This is a genomic window from Pseudomonas sp. LBUM1641, assembly GCF_059716235.1.
The window spans coordinates 5,425,936-5,443,898 of sequence record NZ_CP166815.1; the positions used below are offsets into that span (position 1 = coordinate 5,425,936).

17 protein-coding genes are annotated in these 17,963 nt (G+C 58.7%); 13 read left to right on the forward strand and 4 right to left on the reverse strand.

All coding sequences use genetic code 11. From position 1 onward, the window contains the following. Positions 1–253 precede the first annotated feature (253 nt). Positions 254–2,209 (reverse strand): acetate--CoA ligase, encoded by a 1,956-nt coding sequence (gene acs / locus ACA046_RS24890; RefSeq protein WP_497675168.1) that lies wholly within the window; start codon positions 2,207–2,209, stop codon positions 254–256. 395 nt (positions 2,210–2,604) lie between these two features. Between acs and ACA046_RS24895 the strand changes: the two genes are divergently transcribed. From ACA046_RS24895 to ACA046_RS24910, 4 genes are all read left to right on the forward strand, one after another. After that, a complete protein-coding gene (locus ACA046_RS24895) occupies positions 2,605–2,874 on the forward strand; it encodes a DUF2790 domain-containing protein (RefSeq protein ID WP_497675169.1) in 270 nt (89 codons plus the stop codon). A gap of 484 nt (positions 2,875–3,358) precedes the next feature. Then, positions 3,359–4,609 carry a ribonucleotide-diphosphate reductase subunit beta gene (locus ACA046_RS24900; RefSeq protein ID WP_167663725.1) on the forward strand — a complete coding sequence of 417 codons (1,251 nt, stop codon included), beginning with the start codon at positions 3,359–3,361 and terminating at the stop codon, positions 4,607–4,609. Positions 4,610–4,754: 145 nt separating this feature from the next. Beyond that, entirely contained in the window at positions 4,755–5,468 is a 714-nt protein-coding gene (locus ACA046_RS24905; RefSeq protein WP_497675170.1) for an HNH endonuclease, read from the forward strand. A 73-nt stretch (positions 5,469–5,541) separates the two neighbouring features. After that, positions 5,542–6,186, forward strand: a complete 645-nt coding sequence (locus ACA046_RS24910) for an HAD-IB family hydrolase (RefSeq protein ID WP_076016611.1) — start codon at positions 5,542–5,544, stop codon at positions 6,184–6,186. A 98-nt stretch (positions 6,187–6,284) separates the two neighbouring features. Here the strand turns inward: ACA046_RS24910 and ACA046_RS24915 are convergent, their stop codons facing one another. Next, the gene (locus ACA046_RS24915; RefSeq protein WP_497675171.1) at positions 6,285–7,244 is read right to left on the reverse strand and encodes a LysR family transcriptional regulator; all 960 of its coding nucleotides are present in this window, start codon (positions 7,242–7,244) and stop codon (positions 6,285–6,287) included. A gap of 262 nt (positions 7,245–7,506) precedes the next feature. Between ACA046_RS24915 and argH the strand changes: the two genes are divergently transcribed. The 6 genes from argH to ACA046_RS24945 all read left to right on the forward strand — a co-directional run bounded on the left by argH (position 7,507) and on the right by ACA046_RS24945 (position 13,923). Then, complete coding sequence (gene argH / locus ACA046_RS24920; RefSeq protein ID WP_177083667.1) at positions 7,507–8,934, forward strand: argininosuccinate lyase; 1,428 nt, start codon at positions 7,507–7,509, stop codon at positions 8,932–8,934. A 146-nt stretch (positions 8,935–9,080) separates the two neighbouring features. Continuing rightward, complete coding sequence (locus ACA046_RS24925; RefSeq protein WP_497675172.1) at positions 9,081–9,959, forward strand: amino acid ABC transporter permease; 879 nt, start codon at positions 9,081–9,083, stop codon at positions 9,957–9,959. A 23-nt stretch (positions 9,960–9,982) separates the two neighbouring features. Then, positions 9,983–10,747, forward strand: a complete 765-nt coding sequence (locus ACA046_RS24930; RefSeq protein WP_003211502.1) for an amino acid ABC transporter ATP-binding protein — start codon at positions 9,983–9,985, stop codon at positions 10,745–10,747. A 25-nt stretch (positions 10,748–10,772) separates the two neighbouring features. After that, on the forward strand, positions 10,773–11,594 hold the full coding sequence (locus ACA046_RS24935; protein WP_087693114.1) for an ABC transporter substrate-binding protein: 822 nt from the start codon (positions 10,773–10,775) through the stop codon (positions 11,592–11,594). Positions 11,595–11,741: 147 nt separating this feature from the next. Beyond that, positions 11,742–12,911, forward strand: coding sequence for an MFS transporter (locus tag ACA046_RS24940; protein ID WP_497675173.1), 1,170 nt, complete (start codon positions 11,742–11,744; stop codon positions 12,909–12,911). 64 nt (positions 12,912–12,975) lie between these two features. Further along, the gene (locus ACA046_RS24945) at positions 12,976–13,923 is read left to right on the forward strand and encodes a hypothetical protein (protein WP_497675174.1); all 948 of its coding nucleotides are present in this window, start codon (positions 12,976–12,978) and stop codon (positions 13,921–13,923) included. Here ACA046_RS24945 and ACA046_RS24950 read toward each other — a convergent pair. Further along, positions 13,920–14,726: a sulfite exporter TauE/SafE family protein gene (locus ACA046_RS24950; protein ID WP_497675175.1), complete on the reverse strand. Its 807-nt coding sequence runs from the start codon at positions 14,724–14,726 to the stop codon at positions 13,920–13,922. The genes ACA046_RS24945 and ACA046_RS24950 overlap by 4 nt on opposite strands. 115 nt (positions 14,727–14,841) lie before the next feature. Here ACA046_RS24950 and ACA046_RS24955 point away from each other — a divergent pair, with 115 nt between their 5' ends. Next, entirely contained in the window at positions 14,842–15,612 is a 771-nt protein-coding gene (locus ACA046_RS24955; RefSeq protein ID WP_497675176.1) for an AraC family transcriptional regulator, read from the forward strand. Positions 15,613–15,716: 104 nt separating this feature from the next. Continuing rightward, positions 15,717–16,097: a helix-turn-helix domain-containing protein gene (locus tag ACA046_RS24960; protein WP_497675177.1), complete on the forward strand. Its 381-nt coding sequence runs from the start codon at positions 15,717–15,719 to the stop codon at positions 16,095–16,097. Between the two features lie 17 nt (positions 16,098–16,114). Here ACA046_RS24960 and ACA046_RS24965 read toward each other — a convergent pair whose 3' ends face one another. Beyond that, the gene (locus ACA046_RS24965) at positions 16,115–17,053 is read right to left on the reverse strand and encodes a GlxA family transcriptional regulator (RefSeq protein WP_497675178.1); all 939 of its coding nucleotides are present in this window, start codon (positions 17,051–17,053) and stop codon (positions 16,115–16,117) included. Between the two features lie 115 nt (positions 17,054–17,168). Between ACA046_RS24965 and ACA046_RS24970 the strand changes: the two genes are divergently transcribed. Beyond that, entirely contained in the window at positions 17,169–17,963 is a 795-nt protein-coding gene (locus ACA046_RS24970) for an SDR family NAD(P)-dependent oxidoreductase (protein ID WP_497675179.1), read from the forward strand.

Genomic DNA, 17,963 nt, shown 5'->3' on the forward strand with positions numbered 1-17,963 from the left:
AACCTCCTACGACAGAATCCGATATTTATTGGCCTTGTGTAATTCGCTCCACCGGATGACCAGCCTTGGAATGCAATCAAAATGTGGGAGCAGGCTTGCTCGCGAAGGCGGTGTGTCAGCCGGAACATCACCAACTGATACACCGCCTTCGCGAGCAAGCCCGCTCCCACAGGGGTTATAGGTCGCCTGTCCGATCGCACAAAAAAGCCCCATCCGACCTACGCCGAATGGGGCTTCGTCCCACAAACCCGCCTTACGCGACGTTCATGGTCTTGTGCGTCTCGATCAGATGCGCCACCACACTTGGGTCCGCTAGGGTGGAGATATCCCCCAACCCGTCGTACTCAGCCGTAGCAATCTTGCGCAGGATCCGGCGCATGATTTTCCCCGAGCGGGTCTTCGGCAAGCCCGGCGCCCACTGGATCACATCCGGCGAAGCAATCGGCCCGATCTCTTTACGCACCCAGTTTTTCAGCTCCAGGCGCAGCGCTTCATTCGGCTCTTCGCCGTTTTTCAGCGTGACATACACATAGATGCCCTGGCCCTTGATGTCGTGGGGCACACCCACCACTGCCGCTTCCGCGACTTTAGGGTGGGCAACCATGGCGCTTTCAATCTCGGCGGTGCCCATGCGGTGGCCGGACACGTTAAGCACGTCATCCACCCGCCCGGTGATCCAGTAATAGCCATCCTCGTCACGACGCGCACCGTCACCGGTGAAGTACATGCCACGGAAGGTCTTGAAGTAGGTGTCCACGAACCGGTCATGGTCGCCATACAGCGTACGTGCCTGGCCCGGCCACGAATCCAGAATCACCAGGTTACCCTCGGCCACGCCTTCAATCAGGTTGCCGAGGTTATCCACCAGCGCCGGCACCACGCCAAAGAACGGGCGTGCCGCCGAACCCGGCTTCAGCGCATGGGCGCCCGGCAGCGGGCTCATCATGTTGCCGCCGGTCTCGGTCTGCCACCAGGTATCCACGATCGGGCAACGGGATTGGCCGACGTTCTTGTAGTACCAATCCCACGCTTCCGGGTTAATCGGCTCACCCACAGAACCCAACAGACGCAAGCTGCTGCCATCGGCGCCTTCGCAGGCCGCGGTGCCGGAAGCCATCATGGCGCGGATTGCGGTCGGTGCGGTGTAGAGGATATTGACTTTGTGCTTATCGACGATCTTCGCCACCCGGGTGATGTCCGGATAGTTCGGCACGCCTTCGAACATCAGCGTGGTTGCGCCGTTGGCCAGTGGGCCATAGACAATATAGGTGTGGCCGGTGACCCAGCCGACGTCGGCGGTGCACCAGTAGATTTCGCCCGGGCGGTAGTCGAACACGCGCTCGTGGGTCAGGGCGGCATACAACAGGTAGCCGCCGGTGGTGTGCTGCACGCCCTTCGGCTTGCCGGTGGAACCGGAGGTGTAAAGGATGAACAGCGCTTCTTCGGCGCCCATCTCTTTCGGCGCACACACGGTGCCCGCCACTTTCATCAGGTCTTCGTACCAGATGTCGCGATGCTGGTTCCACTTGATGTTGCCGCCGGTGCGCTTGCACACGATGACTTTCTGGATGCTGCTGGTTTCCGGGTTGGTCAGAGCGTCGTCGACGTTGGCCTTCAGGGGAATTTTCTTGCCGGCACGAATGCCTTCGTCGGCGGTGATCACCACCTTTGATTTGCAGTCGATGATCCGACCGGCCAGGGCCTCTGGCGAGAACCCGCCAAACACCACCGAGTGAATCGCACCGATCCGGGCACAGGCCAGCATGGCGACCGCGGCTTCGGGAATCATCGGCATATAGATAGTCACCACGTCACCGCGGTGCACATCCTGGCCGCGCAGGGCGTTGGCGAACTTGCAGACTTCTTCGTGCAGCTCGCGGTAGGTGATGGTGCGGCTTTCGGCAGGGTCGTCGCCTTCCCAGATGATTGCCGCCTGGTCGCCACGCTCGGCGAGGTGACGGTCCAGGCAGTTGTAGGAAACGTTGAGGGTGCCGTCGGCAAACCACTTGATGTCGACATGGTGATCGTCGAAGGAGGTCTGCTTCACCGTGGTGAAAGGCTTGATCCAGTCAAGGCGCTTGGCTTGCTCGCGCCAGAAACCGTCGGGGTTGACCACCGACTGCTGGTACATGGCCTTGTAGGTCGCCTCATCGGTCAGCGTATTGGCTGCTACTTCGGGGCGAACGGGGTACAGAGAAGCCGCACTCATCTTTCTTACCTCGGTGACATAGTTGTTGTTGTATGGCCCTGTTGTAGCCGGGCCGGCCCTATAGAACCATTCGACGATGGTAGTAACAAGCCCCTACAAATTGCCCACCTATACCCCGGCAGCGCTCTGGCCCGCGGCCTGTGGCGCTTTGCAGGTTTTTTGAAAAAACCTTCATCTCAGGATTGTTACAAAAACCACCAATAGTGTTTATCAAAAGCACGGGTATATGAATTAAACCTACACGCCTAAAATCAACCTCGCCATCAAGGCACTGTGATTAACAACGTAACAGCCCCCACGAAGGCAACGTTAATCCGAACTTCCCAATCAAGTTACACACGTGGCCTCACAAGGGCCCCGTGACCCCTTTCGACCACCAAAAGGTAAATAGTCAAATGAAAGCGTTATTAGTTATGGCCCTTAGCAGCTTGTGCGCCACCGCCGCCCTGGCCGACGAAGCCCCGACTGACGTAGCCAGCCAGAGCACTCCGATCGTTGAAGATTACAGCTACAGCACTCACTTGGACGTCGCCAAAGTACTGTCCATGAGTAATGTCCCGGATGTATGCAAAGTGGTACCGGTAAAAATGGAATATGAAGATTCTCAAGGTCAGCGTCATATCCTGAACTATCAAGTCATGGGTAATGGTTGTTCTAACGGGTAATAACTTCGTTAGTTGCCATTAACCCAGATCTTATTCGCCGCAAGAAATCGTTCTTGCGGCAAAGCGCTGGCCTAGCCGACGCCCCGCTTCACCCCCTCGAAAAAAATCCTACCGCTCGTCCCTACAGCCAACCCCAACAAACCCGCGCTCTGGCTCGAAAAGCAGGCTTTTTGTCTGCGATCCGTGGCCATCCGCCGCAACACAAAGTCGAATTTTTCCCTATAATGCGCGGGTAAATCGGGCCTGCAATATCCCTTTACACTGGGACGAAGAGCCAGACCTGAGGCCCCCGCTGGAGCCAGCAAGCATCGCTCCGCCCCTCAAGCCTCAAGCAGAACACCCGTAACCCTGATTCCGTTTAATGCGTGCGTTAGCTGCAACAAACGATTCCTTAAGATCCACCGCGGCCTTTGGGCCGTGTGAACACCCAACCATCTGGTTTCACACGGGCACCTTAGAGCCCTCACGCAGGAGACGACACGTCATGCTGAGCTGGGACGAATTCGACAAAGAAGAAGACGGCGAAGTAGTTGCCAAAGGCGCCAACGCCGGCCACGCCACCGAAGCCAACATGGACCGCCTCGACGGTGCCGGCGCTGCTGCCGCCATCGAAGCCCGCGCCGTTACCGCCAATGACTCCGCCGCCATCGTGCGCGCCAAGGCTGCCCTCGACAAACTCGACGTCGCCGAAGGCCTCGCCGAACTGGAAGGCTCCGCCGCCCGCGTCGCCGTTGACGAAAAGCGCATGATCAACTGCCGCGCCGACCTCAACCAACTCGTGCCTTTCAAGTACGACTGGGCCTGGCAGAAATACCTCGACGGCTGCGCCAACCACTGGATGCCGCAAGAGGTCAACATGACCGCCGACATCGCCCTGTGGAAAACTCCAGAAGGCCTGACCGACGACGAGCGCCGCATCGTGATGCGCAACCTCGGCTTCTTCTCCACCGCCGACTCCCTGGTTGCCAACAACCTGGTACTGGCCGTATACCGCCTGATCACCAACCCGGAGTGCCGCCAGTACATCCTGCGCCAGGCCTTCGAAGAAGCGATCCACACCCACGCCTACCAGTACTGCATCGAATCGCTGGCCATGGATGAAGGCGAGATCTTCAACATGTACCACGAGATTCCATCGGTCGCGAAGAAAGCGGCTTGGGGCTTGAAGTACACCCGTTCGATCTCCGATCCGAAGTTCGAAACCGGCACCGTCGAAACCGACAAAGAACTGCTGCGTAACCTGGTGGCGTACTACTGCGTACTGGAAGGCATCTTCTTCTACTGCGGCTTCACCCAGATCCTGTCCATGGGCCGTCGCAACAAAATGACCGGCGTGGCGGAACAGTTCCAGTACATCCTGCGGGATGAGTCGATGCACCTGAACTTCGGTATCGATGTGATCAACCAGATCAAAATCGAAAACCCGCATCTGTGGGATGCCGAGATGAAGGAAGAAGCGACCCAGATGATCCTGCAAGGGACTCAGCTGGAGATTGAATACGCTCGCGACACCATGCCACGCGGCGTATTGGGCATGAATGCGGCGATGATGGAGGACTACCTCAAGTTCATCGCGAACCGTCGTCTGTCGCAGATTGGTTTGAAAGAAGAATACCCAGGCACCACCAACCCGTTCCCGTGGATGAGCGAGATCATGGACTTGAAAAAAGAAAAGAATTTCTTTGAGACCCGTGTGATCGAGTACCAGACCGGCGGCGCGCTGAGCTGGGATTAATTCCTGAGCCAACTAAAAAGCCCTGACTTGTTCAGGGCTTTTTTGTATTTGCAGAGTGCCAATTCCTACAGGCTCGTAGGAAATTTCGTGGACGTGCTAGTGGCCACTCAGTATCGTCCGAGGACTTTCTACGCTCGGCGACTGTATGGATATCACAAAAGACAAAACGGACTGGAGCGACGAGGAGTTAGCTGCGGCAGTCGATGCCTACTTGAAGATGTTGGCGTGGGAGAAGAACAACCAGCCTTTCAATAAAGCTCACGAGAACCGCTCGCTGCGCGAAGATGCGCTCGCGGGCCGCACGAAAGGCTCCATTGAGTTTCGGATGCAAAATATCTCTGCAGTTCTAATCCAAATGGGTCTGGACCGCATTAACGGATATAAACCGGCAAACAACGTTGGCTCAGGTGTAGAACTACAAATTCGTAGAGCTCTTGCCGCTTTTCGAATATTCGAATCGGATGAAACAGCCCAGACAGCAGACGAACAAACCCTTATTCGCCGGGCTTCCAAGCTGCAACAACAAACGTTCTATAAAGTGCCAGACGGAATTGCACAGCCGCAAAAGGTGCCGACCACCAGCACGGCCTTCGTTCGCGACCCGAAGGTGCGCGCCTGGGTACTGAAAGAAGCCAATGGCATCTGCGAAGGCTGCGACTCGAACGCGCCTTTCGAGGTGGATGGCTTGCCATTTCTTGAAGTACATCACGTCAAGCACCTCGCCCAGAAGGGTTCGGATCGCATCACCAATGCTGTAGCCTTGTGCCCCAATTGCCATCAGCGTTGTCACCGGTCGAGTGACCGGGATGTTTTCACCAAAGGGCTTTACTCCAAAATCAATAGATTGATACCGGAGTAAACTCCTGCTGTCAGAGCAGATGCACCTTCCAAAAAATAGTAGATAGGACCGAGACCCGCCCGTGAACCCAGACATGCTCGAATCCGGCCCCTTGGATGCCAAAGTACTCTCCGTCTTTGACTTCGACGGCACCCTGACCCACCACGACAGCTTCGTGCCGTTCCTGAAGTTCGCCTTTGGTAAAGGCGAGTTCATGCGCAGGATGGTGAAGCTGGCGGTGCCTGGCGCGCAGTTTGTGTTGCGCGTGATTAGCCGTGATGAGCTCAAGGCCCAGTTGATCCGCACCTTTATGACCGGCGTGGATAAGGCATGGGTTCAGCAGAAAGCTGAAGCGTATTGCCAGGCGTATTGGAACAAGTTGATGCGGCCTACCGGTCTGCAATCGGTGGCCGATGAATTGAAGTCCGGGGCGGTGGTGACGTTGTGTTCGGCGTCGCCGGCGTTGGTGTTGCAGCCGTTTGCGGATCGGCTTGGGATCAGGTTGATCGGCACTGAGCTTGAGGTGGTTGACGGGGTGTTGACTGGCAAGCTCACGGGGAATAATTGCCGGTGTGAGAATAAGGTGCTTCGGCTTGAGGCGGTTTATGGGGATCTGGGGGAGTATCGGCTCAGGGCCTGGGGCGATACGCGCGGGGATCGGGAGTTGTTGGCGGCGGCGCAGGATGCGCATTTTCGGCATTTTCATGCGAAGAAGAAGCGGGCCAGGTTGCAGCGGTGATGTGGGTGGATGGGGTCTGCGGGTAGACCGAGGTGATCCCATCGCAGCCTCGCTGGGGCTCGACAGCTCCCACAGGTGATCTCTGTACATCCTTAGGGTTAGATTGGCGCTTTGAGATCCACGCCTAGTGCCGTTGCGAAGGCTTTGACCAGCGGGCTGCGTGGGGCGTTGTGGCGCAGGATGAGGTTGAACGGTGTGCTCAGGTGGATCTGCTCCGGGCATAACACGCGCAGGCGCCCTTCTCTCACCAGCGGCGCGGCGTAGTGTTCCGGGAGGAAGCCCAGGAAGCGACCTGTGAGGATGAGGATGGCGACAGCTTCTACCTGTGAGGCCGACGCGGACTGGCTGTCGTAGCTGACGAAGTTGACCTTGTCGCTGTGGATCGCGTACCGATGGTTGACCACTTCATGCTGGCGCAAGACATCTGCGTTGATGTCCCTCGCTTCAAAAAGCGGATGCCCGACGGCGCAGTACGCGTGGGACTTTTCTTCGTACAGCGGGAAATAATCGAATTCTTCCCGGCGCTGGTACACCGGGACGATGCCGACAATCAGCCGCCCTTCCACCACGCCCCGTTCAACTTCGTCCAGTTGTGAGGCATGTAGGCGTAATCTTATCTTTGGCGATTCTGTATGTAGTTTTCCCAGCGCTTTAATCAGCGGCGAATTAACGTCAGAGACGGTGTTATCAATAACGCCCACACTAAGGTCGCCGATCAGTTCGTTCTGTGCTGAACTAAGCTTGTCTCTGAAACTGTCTACCGAGGCAAATAATTCAATGGACGCTTGATAGACTAATTTGCCTTCTTCGGTCAGCCCAAACCCTTCCCGCCCCCGCGTACACAGGCGCATGCCGATGCGAATTTCCAGGTCGGAAATCTGCTTGCTGATTGCCGCCAGGCCCACGTTCAGCTCATTCTGCGCCGCGCTGAAGCCGCCCGCTTCGACCACAGCCTTGAACACCCGCAGCAATTTGAAGTCCAGGCCGCTGAGTTGCAGGGGCGGTCTTGTGCCGGGTTTTGGCGGTATGTTTCCAGAATTGGAAAGTGGGGTTTCCATAATACGTGTTGACCTCAAGTGCCATCTTCAACAGGCTTTGACCTACTCCATGAACATCGCCGGGCGGCAATAATGAACATACTTAACCGCCCTTGGCAACCTTGAATATAGCGGGTTGTACAGCTTTTACCGGCGGCTTTAACGCCCATAAAAACCTGACACTTCGATCAGGACTTTTCGTTTTGCTACTGCCCTCCGAATCCATAAGGCCAAGCCACGTCCATCGGGCTTGTCACTTCTAAAAACAAGCGTGAGGAACACCATGTCTCAGCCCACCGATCGCCTCTGGGGTGCTCGTTTCAAGTCCGGCCCGTCCGCTGCTTTGGCGGCGCTGTCCCGTTGCCCCGAGCGCTATTTTCGCCTGACGCCCTACGACCTGGCCGGCTCCCGGGCCCATGCCCGTGAGTTGCAGCGGGCCGGGTTGCTGGATGAGTCGGAAACCTTGCGCACCCTGGAAGCGCTGGACCGGATTGGTGAGGACTTTGCCGCTGGCCGCCTGCACCCGACGCTGGATGACGAGGATGTGCACACCTTCATCGAGCGGGTGTTGACCGAGCGTTTGGGGGCCCTGGGCGGCAAGTTGCGCGCCGGGCGTTCGCGCAATGACCAGACGGCCAACGATCTGCGCCTGTTTCTGCGGGACCACGCGCGCACCATCACCACCGAGGTGCTGGGGTTGCAGCAGGCGCTGGTTGACCAGGCCGAGCAGCATATCGAGAGCATCTGCCCGGGTTTCACCCACTTGCAGCAGGCGCAGCCGATTGTGTTCGCCCATCACTTGCTGGCGCATGCGCAATCGATGCTGCGGGATGTGCAGCGCCTGGTGGATTGGGATGCGCGTACGGCGTTGTCGCCGTTGGGTGCTGCGGCGATGGCGGGCTCGGCAATTGCTCGCCAGCCGGAGCATTCGGCCAAGGAGATGGGTTACACCGGGCCGTGCGAAAACTCTATCGATGCTGTAGCCAGTCGTGACCACGTGGCGGAATTTCTGTTTGTGGCGGGCATGCTCGGGGTGAATATTTCGCGGCTGTCGGAGGAGTTTTGCCTGTGGTCGTCGCGGCAGTTTCGTTGGGTGCAGTTGGATGATGCCTACGCGACGGGTAGCTCGATCATGCCGCAGAAGAAGAACCCGGACATTGCCGAATTGGCGCGGGGCAAAGCGGGGCGCTTGATTGGCAACCTGACCGGGTTGATGTCCACGCTGAAGTCGTTGCCGCTGTCGTACAACCGCGATTTGAGTGAAGACAAACACAGTGTGTTGGACAGCGTGGATACGTTGCTGCTGGTGCTGCCGGCGATGGCCGGGATGGTCGCGACGATGAAGGTGCAGGTGGAAGAGCTGCGGCGTCAGGCGCCGATGGGTTTCACCTTGGCGACTGAGGTGGCGGATTGGTTGGCCACCCGTGGTGTGCCGTTCAAGGAGGCCCATGAGATTACCGGCGCGTTGGTGCAGGCCTGTGAGAAGCATGAGATTGAGTTGTGGGAAGCCTCGCCGGCGTTGTTGGCGGAGGTGGATACGCGGCTGACGCCGGAAGTGCGTGAGTGCCTGACCCTGGAAGCGGCGATTGCGGCGCGCAGTGGTTGGGGTGGTACGGCGCCGGAGCGGGTAAGAGAGCAGATTGGGCGGTTGAAGACTGCGTTGGCTGTGCAGCAAGAGTGGACACAGAGTTACACCGGTTTTCGGATTTGAGACGGCTTCACTTGTAGGAGCGAGCGTGCTCGCGAAAAACTCAAGAGCGCCGCTGGGTGTCAGGTTTCCAGCGTTATCGTTCACGACCATCGCGAGCAAGCTCGCTCCTACAGGGTTTGGATTTATCAGCTTTTCGGAGAGTCACCATGAAACAAACCCCGGCAGAGCGCTTGCAAGCCGAGCGCCAGCAGACCGAGAACCAGTTCGACATCACGAAGTACGAGCATGTACCCCGTCGCTATTACGGCCGGATGGTGTTCGCCACCCTGATCGTGGTCGCCCTCGCCGCCTTGTTGCGTGCCTTTGCCAACGGTCAGATCGAATGGTCCTACATCGGTCAGTTCCTTACGTCCGAGGCGATCATCTGGGGCCTGATGAACACCATCATCATGTCGATCCTGGCCATGGCGCTGGGTGTGGTGATCGGGGTGATCACCGCGATCATGCGCATGTCGGCCAACCCGATTCTGCGCTACGTGGCCATCACCTACACCTGGCTGTTCCGGGGCACGCCGCTGATTCTGCAACTGCTGTTGTGGTTCAACCTGGCGTTGATTTTCCCGGTGATCGCGATTCCCGGCCTGTTCAGCATCGACACCGTGGACCTGATGACGCCGTTCGTGGCCGCCCTCCTCGGCCTGAGTATCAACCAGGGCGCCTACACCGCCGAAGTGGTGCGCGCCGGCCTGTTGTCGGTGGACACCGGCCAGTACGAAGCCGCCAAGTCGATCGGCATGCCGAGCCTTCAGGCGCTGCGTAGGGTGATTCTGCCCCAGGCGATGCGGGTGATCATTCCGCCTGTAGGCAACGAGTTCATCAGCATGGTGAAAATGACCAGCCTGGCGAGTGTGATCCAGTACTCGGAGCTGCTGCACAACGCGCAAAACATCTACTACGCCAACGCCCGGGTCATGGAGCTGCTGATTGTTGCCGGCATCTGGTACCTGGCGGTGGTGACTGTTCTTTCATTCGGTCAGAGCCGCCTCGAGCGTCGTTTTGCCCGCGGCGCCGGCAAGCGTTCGTAAGCCCTGACTGAGGAGATTTGCCCATGAGAAGCATCGTCAAGGCCGTGAACCTGAACAAGTATTACGACCAGTATCACGCGTTGCAGGACATCAACCTGGAAGTCGAACAAGGCGAAGTGCTGTGCATTATCGGCCCGTCCGGTTCCGGCAAAAGTACCCTGCTGCGCTGCGTCAATCAGCTGGAAAAAATCGACAAGGGCGGCCTGTGGGTCGACGGCGAACTGGTGGGCTACCGGGTCGTCGGCAACAAGCTGCACGAGTTGAATGAATCACAGATCGCCCGTCAGCGCTTGGCCACTGGCATGGTGTTTCAGCGCTTCAATTTGTTCCCGCACATGACCGTGTTGCAGAACATCATCGAAGGCCCGTGCCAGGTGCTCAAGCGCTCACCCAAGGAAGCCACCGAGGATGCGCTGGAGTTGCTGGCCCGGGTTGGCCTGGCGGACAAGCGCAATGCCTACCCGGTGGAATTGTCCGGCGGCCAGCAACAGCGTGTGGCAATTGCCCGTGCGTTGGCGATGCGGCCCAAGCTGATGTTGTTTGACGAACCGACGTCAGCCCTCGACCCGGAGCTGGTAGGAGAAGTGCTGTCGGTGATGCGCGATTTGGCCACCACCGGCATGACCATGATTGTGGTCACCCATGAATTGGGCTTCGCCCGCGAAGTGTCCAACCGCATGGTGTTTATGGATGCCGGCCAGATTGTGGAAGCCGGCAGCCCTGAAGAAATTCTAATAAGCCCACAAAACCCGCGTACCCAAAGCTTTATTTCTGCCGTTCGCACTTAACTAAAAAACTAACGAGAACGCCCCCATGAAAAATCTGTTTCTTCCAAGTTTGCTCGTAGGCCTGATGGCCTCCACTTCGGTTTTGGCGGCATTGCCGGCAGCGATCAAGGACAAGGGTGAGATCAGCGCGGCCATCGTGCCGAACTACCCGCCGATGGATTTCAAGGACACCGCCACCAACAAACTCACCGGCCTGGACTTTGACCTGGGCAACGCCCTGGCCGAGCGCCTGGGTGTGAAGATCAAGTGGCAGGAAACCGGCTTCGAACAGATGCTCAGCGGCCTGACCACCAAGCGTGTGGACATTGTGCTGTCGGGCATGAGCGACACCGCCGAGCGTCAGAAGTCGGTGACCTTCATCGATTACTTCACCAGCGGCCCGCAGCTGTACACCCTGGCCAAGCGTGAAGACCTCAAGGAATTGACTGACCTGTGCGGTAAAAAAGTCGGCACCAGCCGACGTACGACCTGGCCGTCGGAAATTGCCGCGTGGAGCAAGGAAAACTGCGAAAAGGCCGGTAAGCCAGCCATCGTGGTGATTGGCACCGAGGGTTCGGCGGATGCCCGGGCGCAGTTGCAGCAGAACCGTCTGGATGCCGCGATGCAGGGCAGTGAAACCATTCCTTACCTGATGTCGCTGGACAAGGGTAAGTACAAGCCGGTGGGCCTGGCGATTTCCAAGCAGTTCACGGGGTTGGGGATAGAGAAGAGCAATACCGAGTTGGTCACGGCCATCAGTGAGGCGTTGCAGGGCATGATTGACGATGGGACGTACGGCAAGATTTTGAAGAAGTGGGATCTGGAGCAAGGTGCGGTGGAAAAAATCAGCATCAATGCCGGCCAGTAACTCGATCTAAATGTGGGAGCGGGCTTGCTCGCGAATGCGGTGGATCAGCCAGTACATTTGGCACTGACACACCGCATTCGCGAGCAAGCCCGCTCCCACACTGGATCTTCATCGCCTTGAAAAAAGAATAAGGACATCCGCCCCACCGTGGCCACGTACTCCCTGGTAATCCGCCGCCTGATGATCTGCTCGGTGACCATCGTCGTCAGCCGCGCCATGACCAGCCCGTTGCTCGCCCTGTTGCTCAGCACCCGCCTGGGCCTCAACCAGCAAGACATCGGCTTGCTGATGGGCATCGCCGTGTTCATCGCCACGCTGCTGGGCCTCTACGGTGGCTACATCATCGACCGTCTGGAAAAACGCAAGCTGCTGATCCTGGCGATGCTCTCCAGCTCCATCGGTTTTCTGTTGCTGACCTTTGCCAGCAACCTCTACCTGACCACCCTGACCCTGGTGATCACCGAAGCCGCTTCGGCGCTGTTCCTGATCGGTTCCAAGGCGATCATCAGCGAGAACCTGCCGGTGGGCCAGCGGGCCAAGGTGTTTTCCCTGCGCTATACCCTGACCAATGTCGGCTACGCCACCGGCCCAATGCTCGGCGTGGTGATTGCCGGCCAGATGCCCCTGGCACCGTTCCTGATTGCCAGCGCGATTGCCTTTGGCAGCCTGTTCCTGATGATCGGCATCCCGCCGACCCAGCGTGACGAAAGTAACAAACCCTTAAGTTTTCTCAGCACCCTGCGGACGCTGCGCAGCGATCGCACCTTGATCCTGTTTACCAGCGGTAGCCTGTTGAGCACCATTGTCCACGGGCGCTACACCCTGTATCTGTCGCAGTTTCTGCTGGTGGCCTACAAGCCGGAGAACGCGCTGAAAATTCTCTCTGCGGTGCTGGCGTGCAACGCCATCACGGTGATCCTGATGCAGTACCAGATCGGCCGCTTCCTCAAGCGTGAGCAACTGCGCTACTGGATCGTGCTCGGCACCTCGCTGTTTATTGCCGGGTTGATCGGCTTCAGCATGGCGGACGGCCTGGTGTCGTGGTGTGTCGCGATGTTTGTGTTCACCCTGGGGGAGATGATCATCTACCCCTCAGAGTTCCTGTTTATCGACACCATCGCCCCGGACGCCCTGCGCGGCAGTTATTACGGCGCACAAAACCTGGCGGCATTTGGCGGGGCGCTGAGCCCGGTGATCTGCGGCTACCTGCTGATCAATGCATCGCCCGCCTCGATGTTCTATGTATTGAGCGGGCTGACGGCAGTGGGCGGTACCCTGTGTTTCTTGAGTGGCCGACGGGTGACGGTGCGTACGTGATTTCTGCTGAAGTTTGCGCAATATCCCGCTATTAATAGCGAAATCTCTCACGGACCCGAGCCCCATGAAATTCGACACGGCCTACAGCCTGAGTCTCGACGACAAGCTGTCGATCTATGACGTGCGCGACCTGAATTTCGACGAAACCGCCGCCTTCGATTCCGACAAGGACAGTTTCCTGTGCCCCAATGACGAGTGCCGGGCAGCGTTCCAAGCGGGTAATGTGTTGGGCACCTTCAACGCAAAAAACGTCAATTACCTGCGCACGCCCCACTTCAAGAACATCCCCAGCACCCGGCATATCGAAGGTTGCCGGTACGCCAGCCGCCATGCTGGAAAAGGCGAAGCTGAGGATGGGCCGGAGGAAAATTTTCCGTCGGAATTTGTCCTGACGCGACGCCAGTACGAACGCAAGATACCGGTCATCGGTACCGAAGGCAGCACCCTACAAGAACCACCGAAAACGCCGGCAACCCGCAATGCCTTGTCTCACAGCTCAAGCGACACCACCCCGGACAAGACCAGCGTCTTCGCCCACCCGGTGGAATGCTACGTGTCGAATATCGGCGACAAGGACAAGCTCAAAAGCATGCCCTTGAAGATCGGCGAGCAGACCGCGACCTACTGGACGTTTTTCAAGAAAATCGAATACCTGCAAGACAACAAAGGCCTGATCTACTGGGGCAAGATCAAGGAGATCAAGGACTACACCAGTAGCTTTCGCATCGACTTCGAAAAGAAGGCCTGGCTCGGTAAAAAGCCCTATTCCATCAACGTTTACCTGAGCAAAAAACTGATCGAGAACTACCGCAAGCGCAAGGCGTTCCTGGAGCAGATCAAGGCGGCGGTGGACAGTGATCGAGCGCTGTATTGCTTCTTCTACGGGGTGACGCCGGAGCTGAAACAGGTACCGAGCAAGAAAAACCCCGAGCAGACGTTCGGGGTGTTCAGTGCCAATATCGAGAACCTGGATCACCTGATTATTCGCGAGGCGCCGGGGCTGGAAACCTAGAGCAGCATGCTCACCATCACCACGCCCAACAACCCGATATACACCCGCGCATGCAGTGCATCCGGGATGCGGCCGATCCACGGTGTGGCCAGGCGAATGCCCAGCAGCGAACCCAGGGTGAGGATGGCAAACGCCAGCAAGTCGATATAGCCGACAAACCACGCACCCAATTCCACCTTGGCGAATCCTGCCATGAGCATGTAGGTAAACGTACCGGCCAGCGCCACCGGAACACTCAAGGGATTGGCCATGGACGTGGACTGGGACATGCTCAAGCCGCAACGGCGCAACAGTGGCACGGTCATCACGCTGCCGCCCACTCCCAGGAAGGTGGCGATCAGGCCAATGGCGATGCCGCCGCCCGTCACTTCCGCGCCGCTCAGGCGTCGTGGCTGGAGCCTGTCGTCCTGGCTGAGAAAGCCCCTGCGCAACAGGCAATCGACGATGGTGACGGCCAGGTAGGCGATGAAGGCGTACCGCATGAAATCGCCGCTGGCGAACATTGCAGCACCTGCGCCGAGCACGGCGCCGATCCCGATGTACCCGCCCAACGGCCACAGGTAATGGCGAATCAGATTACCTTTGCGCCGGTGTTTTCCGGTGGCGATCAGCGCGTTGACGATCATCACGCAGGTGGAGGTGGCGACCGCGATATGCATCGCCGATGCACTCACGCCCGCGTCGTGGCTGAGCTTGAGCATGCCGTACAGCAACGGCACCACCACGAACCCGCCGCCGAAGCCGAACAGCACAGCAGTCACGCCGGTCATGCAGCCGAACAGCGCCAGTAATAGATAGAACATCAAGTATCGCCTTCAGCATCAGGGAGAGCTGTCGACGATAGAGATTCAAGGCTTGGCCCGCTTGCGAAAGTCGGCCAATACTATGCGAGATATTGCCACTTCCGGAATCAGCTCCATGCGCAACGTTTCCATCGCTCAACTGGACCTGACACCGCGAACGGTCGTGGCGATCGGCACCGACTATCCCCACGGCTATCTGCTCAAGCGCCACAGCCATCGGCGCGGGCAGTTGTTGTATGGCGCCACCGGGGTGATGCAGGTCAGCACTCAGGAAGGCAATTGGGTTGTGCCGCCCCAGCGTGCGGTGTGGATTCCCGCCCAGGTGCCCCATGAAGTGCTGATGATCGGTGTATCGACGCGCAGCCTGTATATCGAACCACACGTCGTCACCGACTTGAGTGCCAACTGCCACGTCATCAGCGTTTCACCACTGATGCGCCAGTTGCTGATGGAGGCGGTGGAGATGCCGCTGGAATACGACGAGGCCGGCCGCGACGGTACGCTGGTCAGCCTGCTGTTGCATGAACTCGCCCGCGCCACGCACTTGCCCCTGCATATCCCGCTGCCGGAGGACCCACGCCTGCTTGCCCTGTGCCTGGTGTTTCTGCAGCGGCCGGACGTGCACCAGTCGCCGCTTCAATGGGCCGAACAATCGCACCTGAGCCTACGCACCTTCAGCCGGCACTTTCGCCAACAAACCGGCTTGAGTTTCGTGCAATGGCGCCAACGAGCCTGCGTGGTGCAGGCCCTGGCACGCCTGGCCAGCGGCGAAACCATCACCCGGATCGCCCTGGACCTGGGCTATGAAAACCCGGCGGCATTTTCCAGCATGTTCCGGCGAGTGCTTGGCCAGTCGCCGAGCACTTACCTGGAAGGAGCGAAATAGAGCAGGGGCAACCCTCTCGAAAAAATCCAGTTGATGAGCGGTAGAAACAACTGTACAAAAACACAGTATAGTTTGCCCTCCCCCGTCGAACCTGGAGAAAGCCCATGTCCTCTCTGGCAATGAGCAGCACCGTAGAAGAGCAGATCGTCCTTCATCAATTCACGCCACGGCACAGTGTCCAGGCCCGCCTGATGCTCGGCTGGAGCCGGGAAGACCTGGCCCGGGAAGCAGATGTGGAAGTGGACGCCCTTCAACGTTTTGAAAGCCATGGCGATGTAGACGATGGAGTCCGCCTGAGTGTGGCGTTTCGGCTGGAGGCTGAAGGGTTGGTGTTTTTCCCGGGGTTTGCGCCGGGGTGGGGGATGAGTGTGCGGGGCCGCGCCAGCACTCCGGCACAACCGGCTGCCAAAGGGATCATCTCCCGGTTTCTGGATTCAACAGCGGCATCCATTGACCCAACAACACCTCAGCCCAATGGTGCGTAGCGCGCAAGGCCATCAACTCACGCTTGCAACTGCAACGCCCGACGGATCATCTGTGGCGGCTGGCCAAACGCTCGCAGGAAGGCTCGACGCATGCGCTCCGGGTCACCGAAGCCTGTCTCCCGGGCGACGACGTCGATGGAATGGCTGCCGGATTCGAGCATCAAGCGCGCAGCTTCAATGCGCAGGTGTTCCACCGCCTTGGCCGGGGATTGGCCGGTTTCGGCGCGGAACAGTCGGCTGAATTGGCGCGGACTGAGGTGTGCCGCTTCGGCTAGTTGCTCTACCGAGAGGTCCTCGCGCAAGTGCCCTTTGGCCCAGGCCAGGGCGGTTTGTACGCGGTCGGACTTGGGGTCCAGTTCCAGCAACGCCGAGAACTGCGACTGGCCACCGGCACGGCGATGGTAGACCACCAGTTTTTTCGCCACGTCGCGGGCCACTTCCACGCCCAGGTCGTGCTCTACCAACGCCAGGGCCAAGTCGATGCAGGCGGTCATCCCGGCAGATGTCCAGAGCGGACCGTCGACGGTGAAGATCCGGTCTTCCTCCAGCCTCACGTTGGGGTAGCGCTGGCGAAACGTCATGGCGTGGTACCAGTGGGTGGTTGCCTTGCGCCCCTCCAACAGCCCGGCCGCTGCCAGGTGAAACGAACCGGTACAGGCCGACGTAACCCGGCGCGACGCCGTCAACGACGCTTGTAGATACGCCACCATGCCAGGGGTGGGCTCGAGTAATTCGTTATCCCCCAGCACCACGATCGTGTCGTAGTCCTGCTGCCCGAATGCCAGGCTATCAATGGCAAAGCCCATGGAGCTTTTGATCGGCCCGCCAAGCTCCGACAGCAAATCCACGCGGTAGAACGGTCGTCCGACTACGAAGTTGGCAAATTCGAACACACTGCTGGTGGACAGGCTCAGCACCTGGAAACCGGGAAACAGCACGATACCGACGGACACCATGGCCAAACCTCATGTCTCTAAAGGAGGGATATATGACATTGCAGCCAATACATTACACCCATAATCTTGGTTCCAACAAGGCCGATCCCCTTCCCGGCCATTTGGAGCAACTGCCATGTCGCAACACAAAGGTTATGCCCTGATTACCGGTGCTTCGTCAGGAATTGGCGCGGTGTATGCCGACCGCTTGGCCAACGCTGGCTACGATCTGATTCTGGTGGCCCGCAACCAGCAACGCTTGGAGCAGTTGGCAACACGCTTGAAAGCCAGCACCCAACGCGACGTTGAAGTGATAGCGGCCGATCTCAATCTGCCGGCCGATTTGGCGCGTATTGCCCAGCTCGCGCAGGACGACAGCCGCATCAGCCTGCTGTTGAATAATGCCGGAGTGGGCGCCACAGCTTCGCTGCTGGAGTCGGATGCCGACAAAATGGACGCGATGATTCTGCTTAACGTGCTGGCGCTGACCCGCCTGGCCAAAGCGGCGGCAACCAACTTTGTCGCCCAGGGCCGCGGCACGATTATCAACATTGGCTCGATTGTCGCCCTCGCGCCCAAAGTGCTGAACGGGGTATATGGCGGCACCAAGGCGTTTGTGCAGGCCTTCAGCGAATCGTTGCAGCATGAGCTAAGCGACAAGGGCGTGGTGGTCCAGGTGGTGCTGCCGGGCGCCACTGCCACGGAGTTCTGGGACATCGCCGGCCTGCCGGTAACCAACCTGCCGGAAACCATGGTAATGACCACGGAAAACCTGGTGGACGCAGCCCTCGCCGGCCTGGCCCAAGGCGAGGCCGTGACGATTCCGTCCCTGCCGGACAGCGCAGATTGGGACACCTACGAAAGCGCCCGGTTGGCCCTGGGCCCGAACCTGTCGCACCGTGAACCTGCCGCTCGCTATGGATTGAAGTAA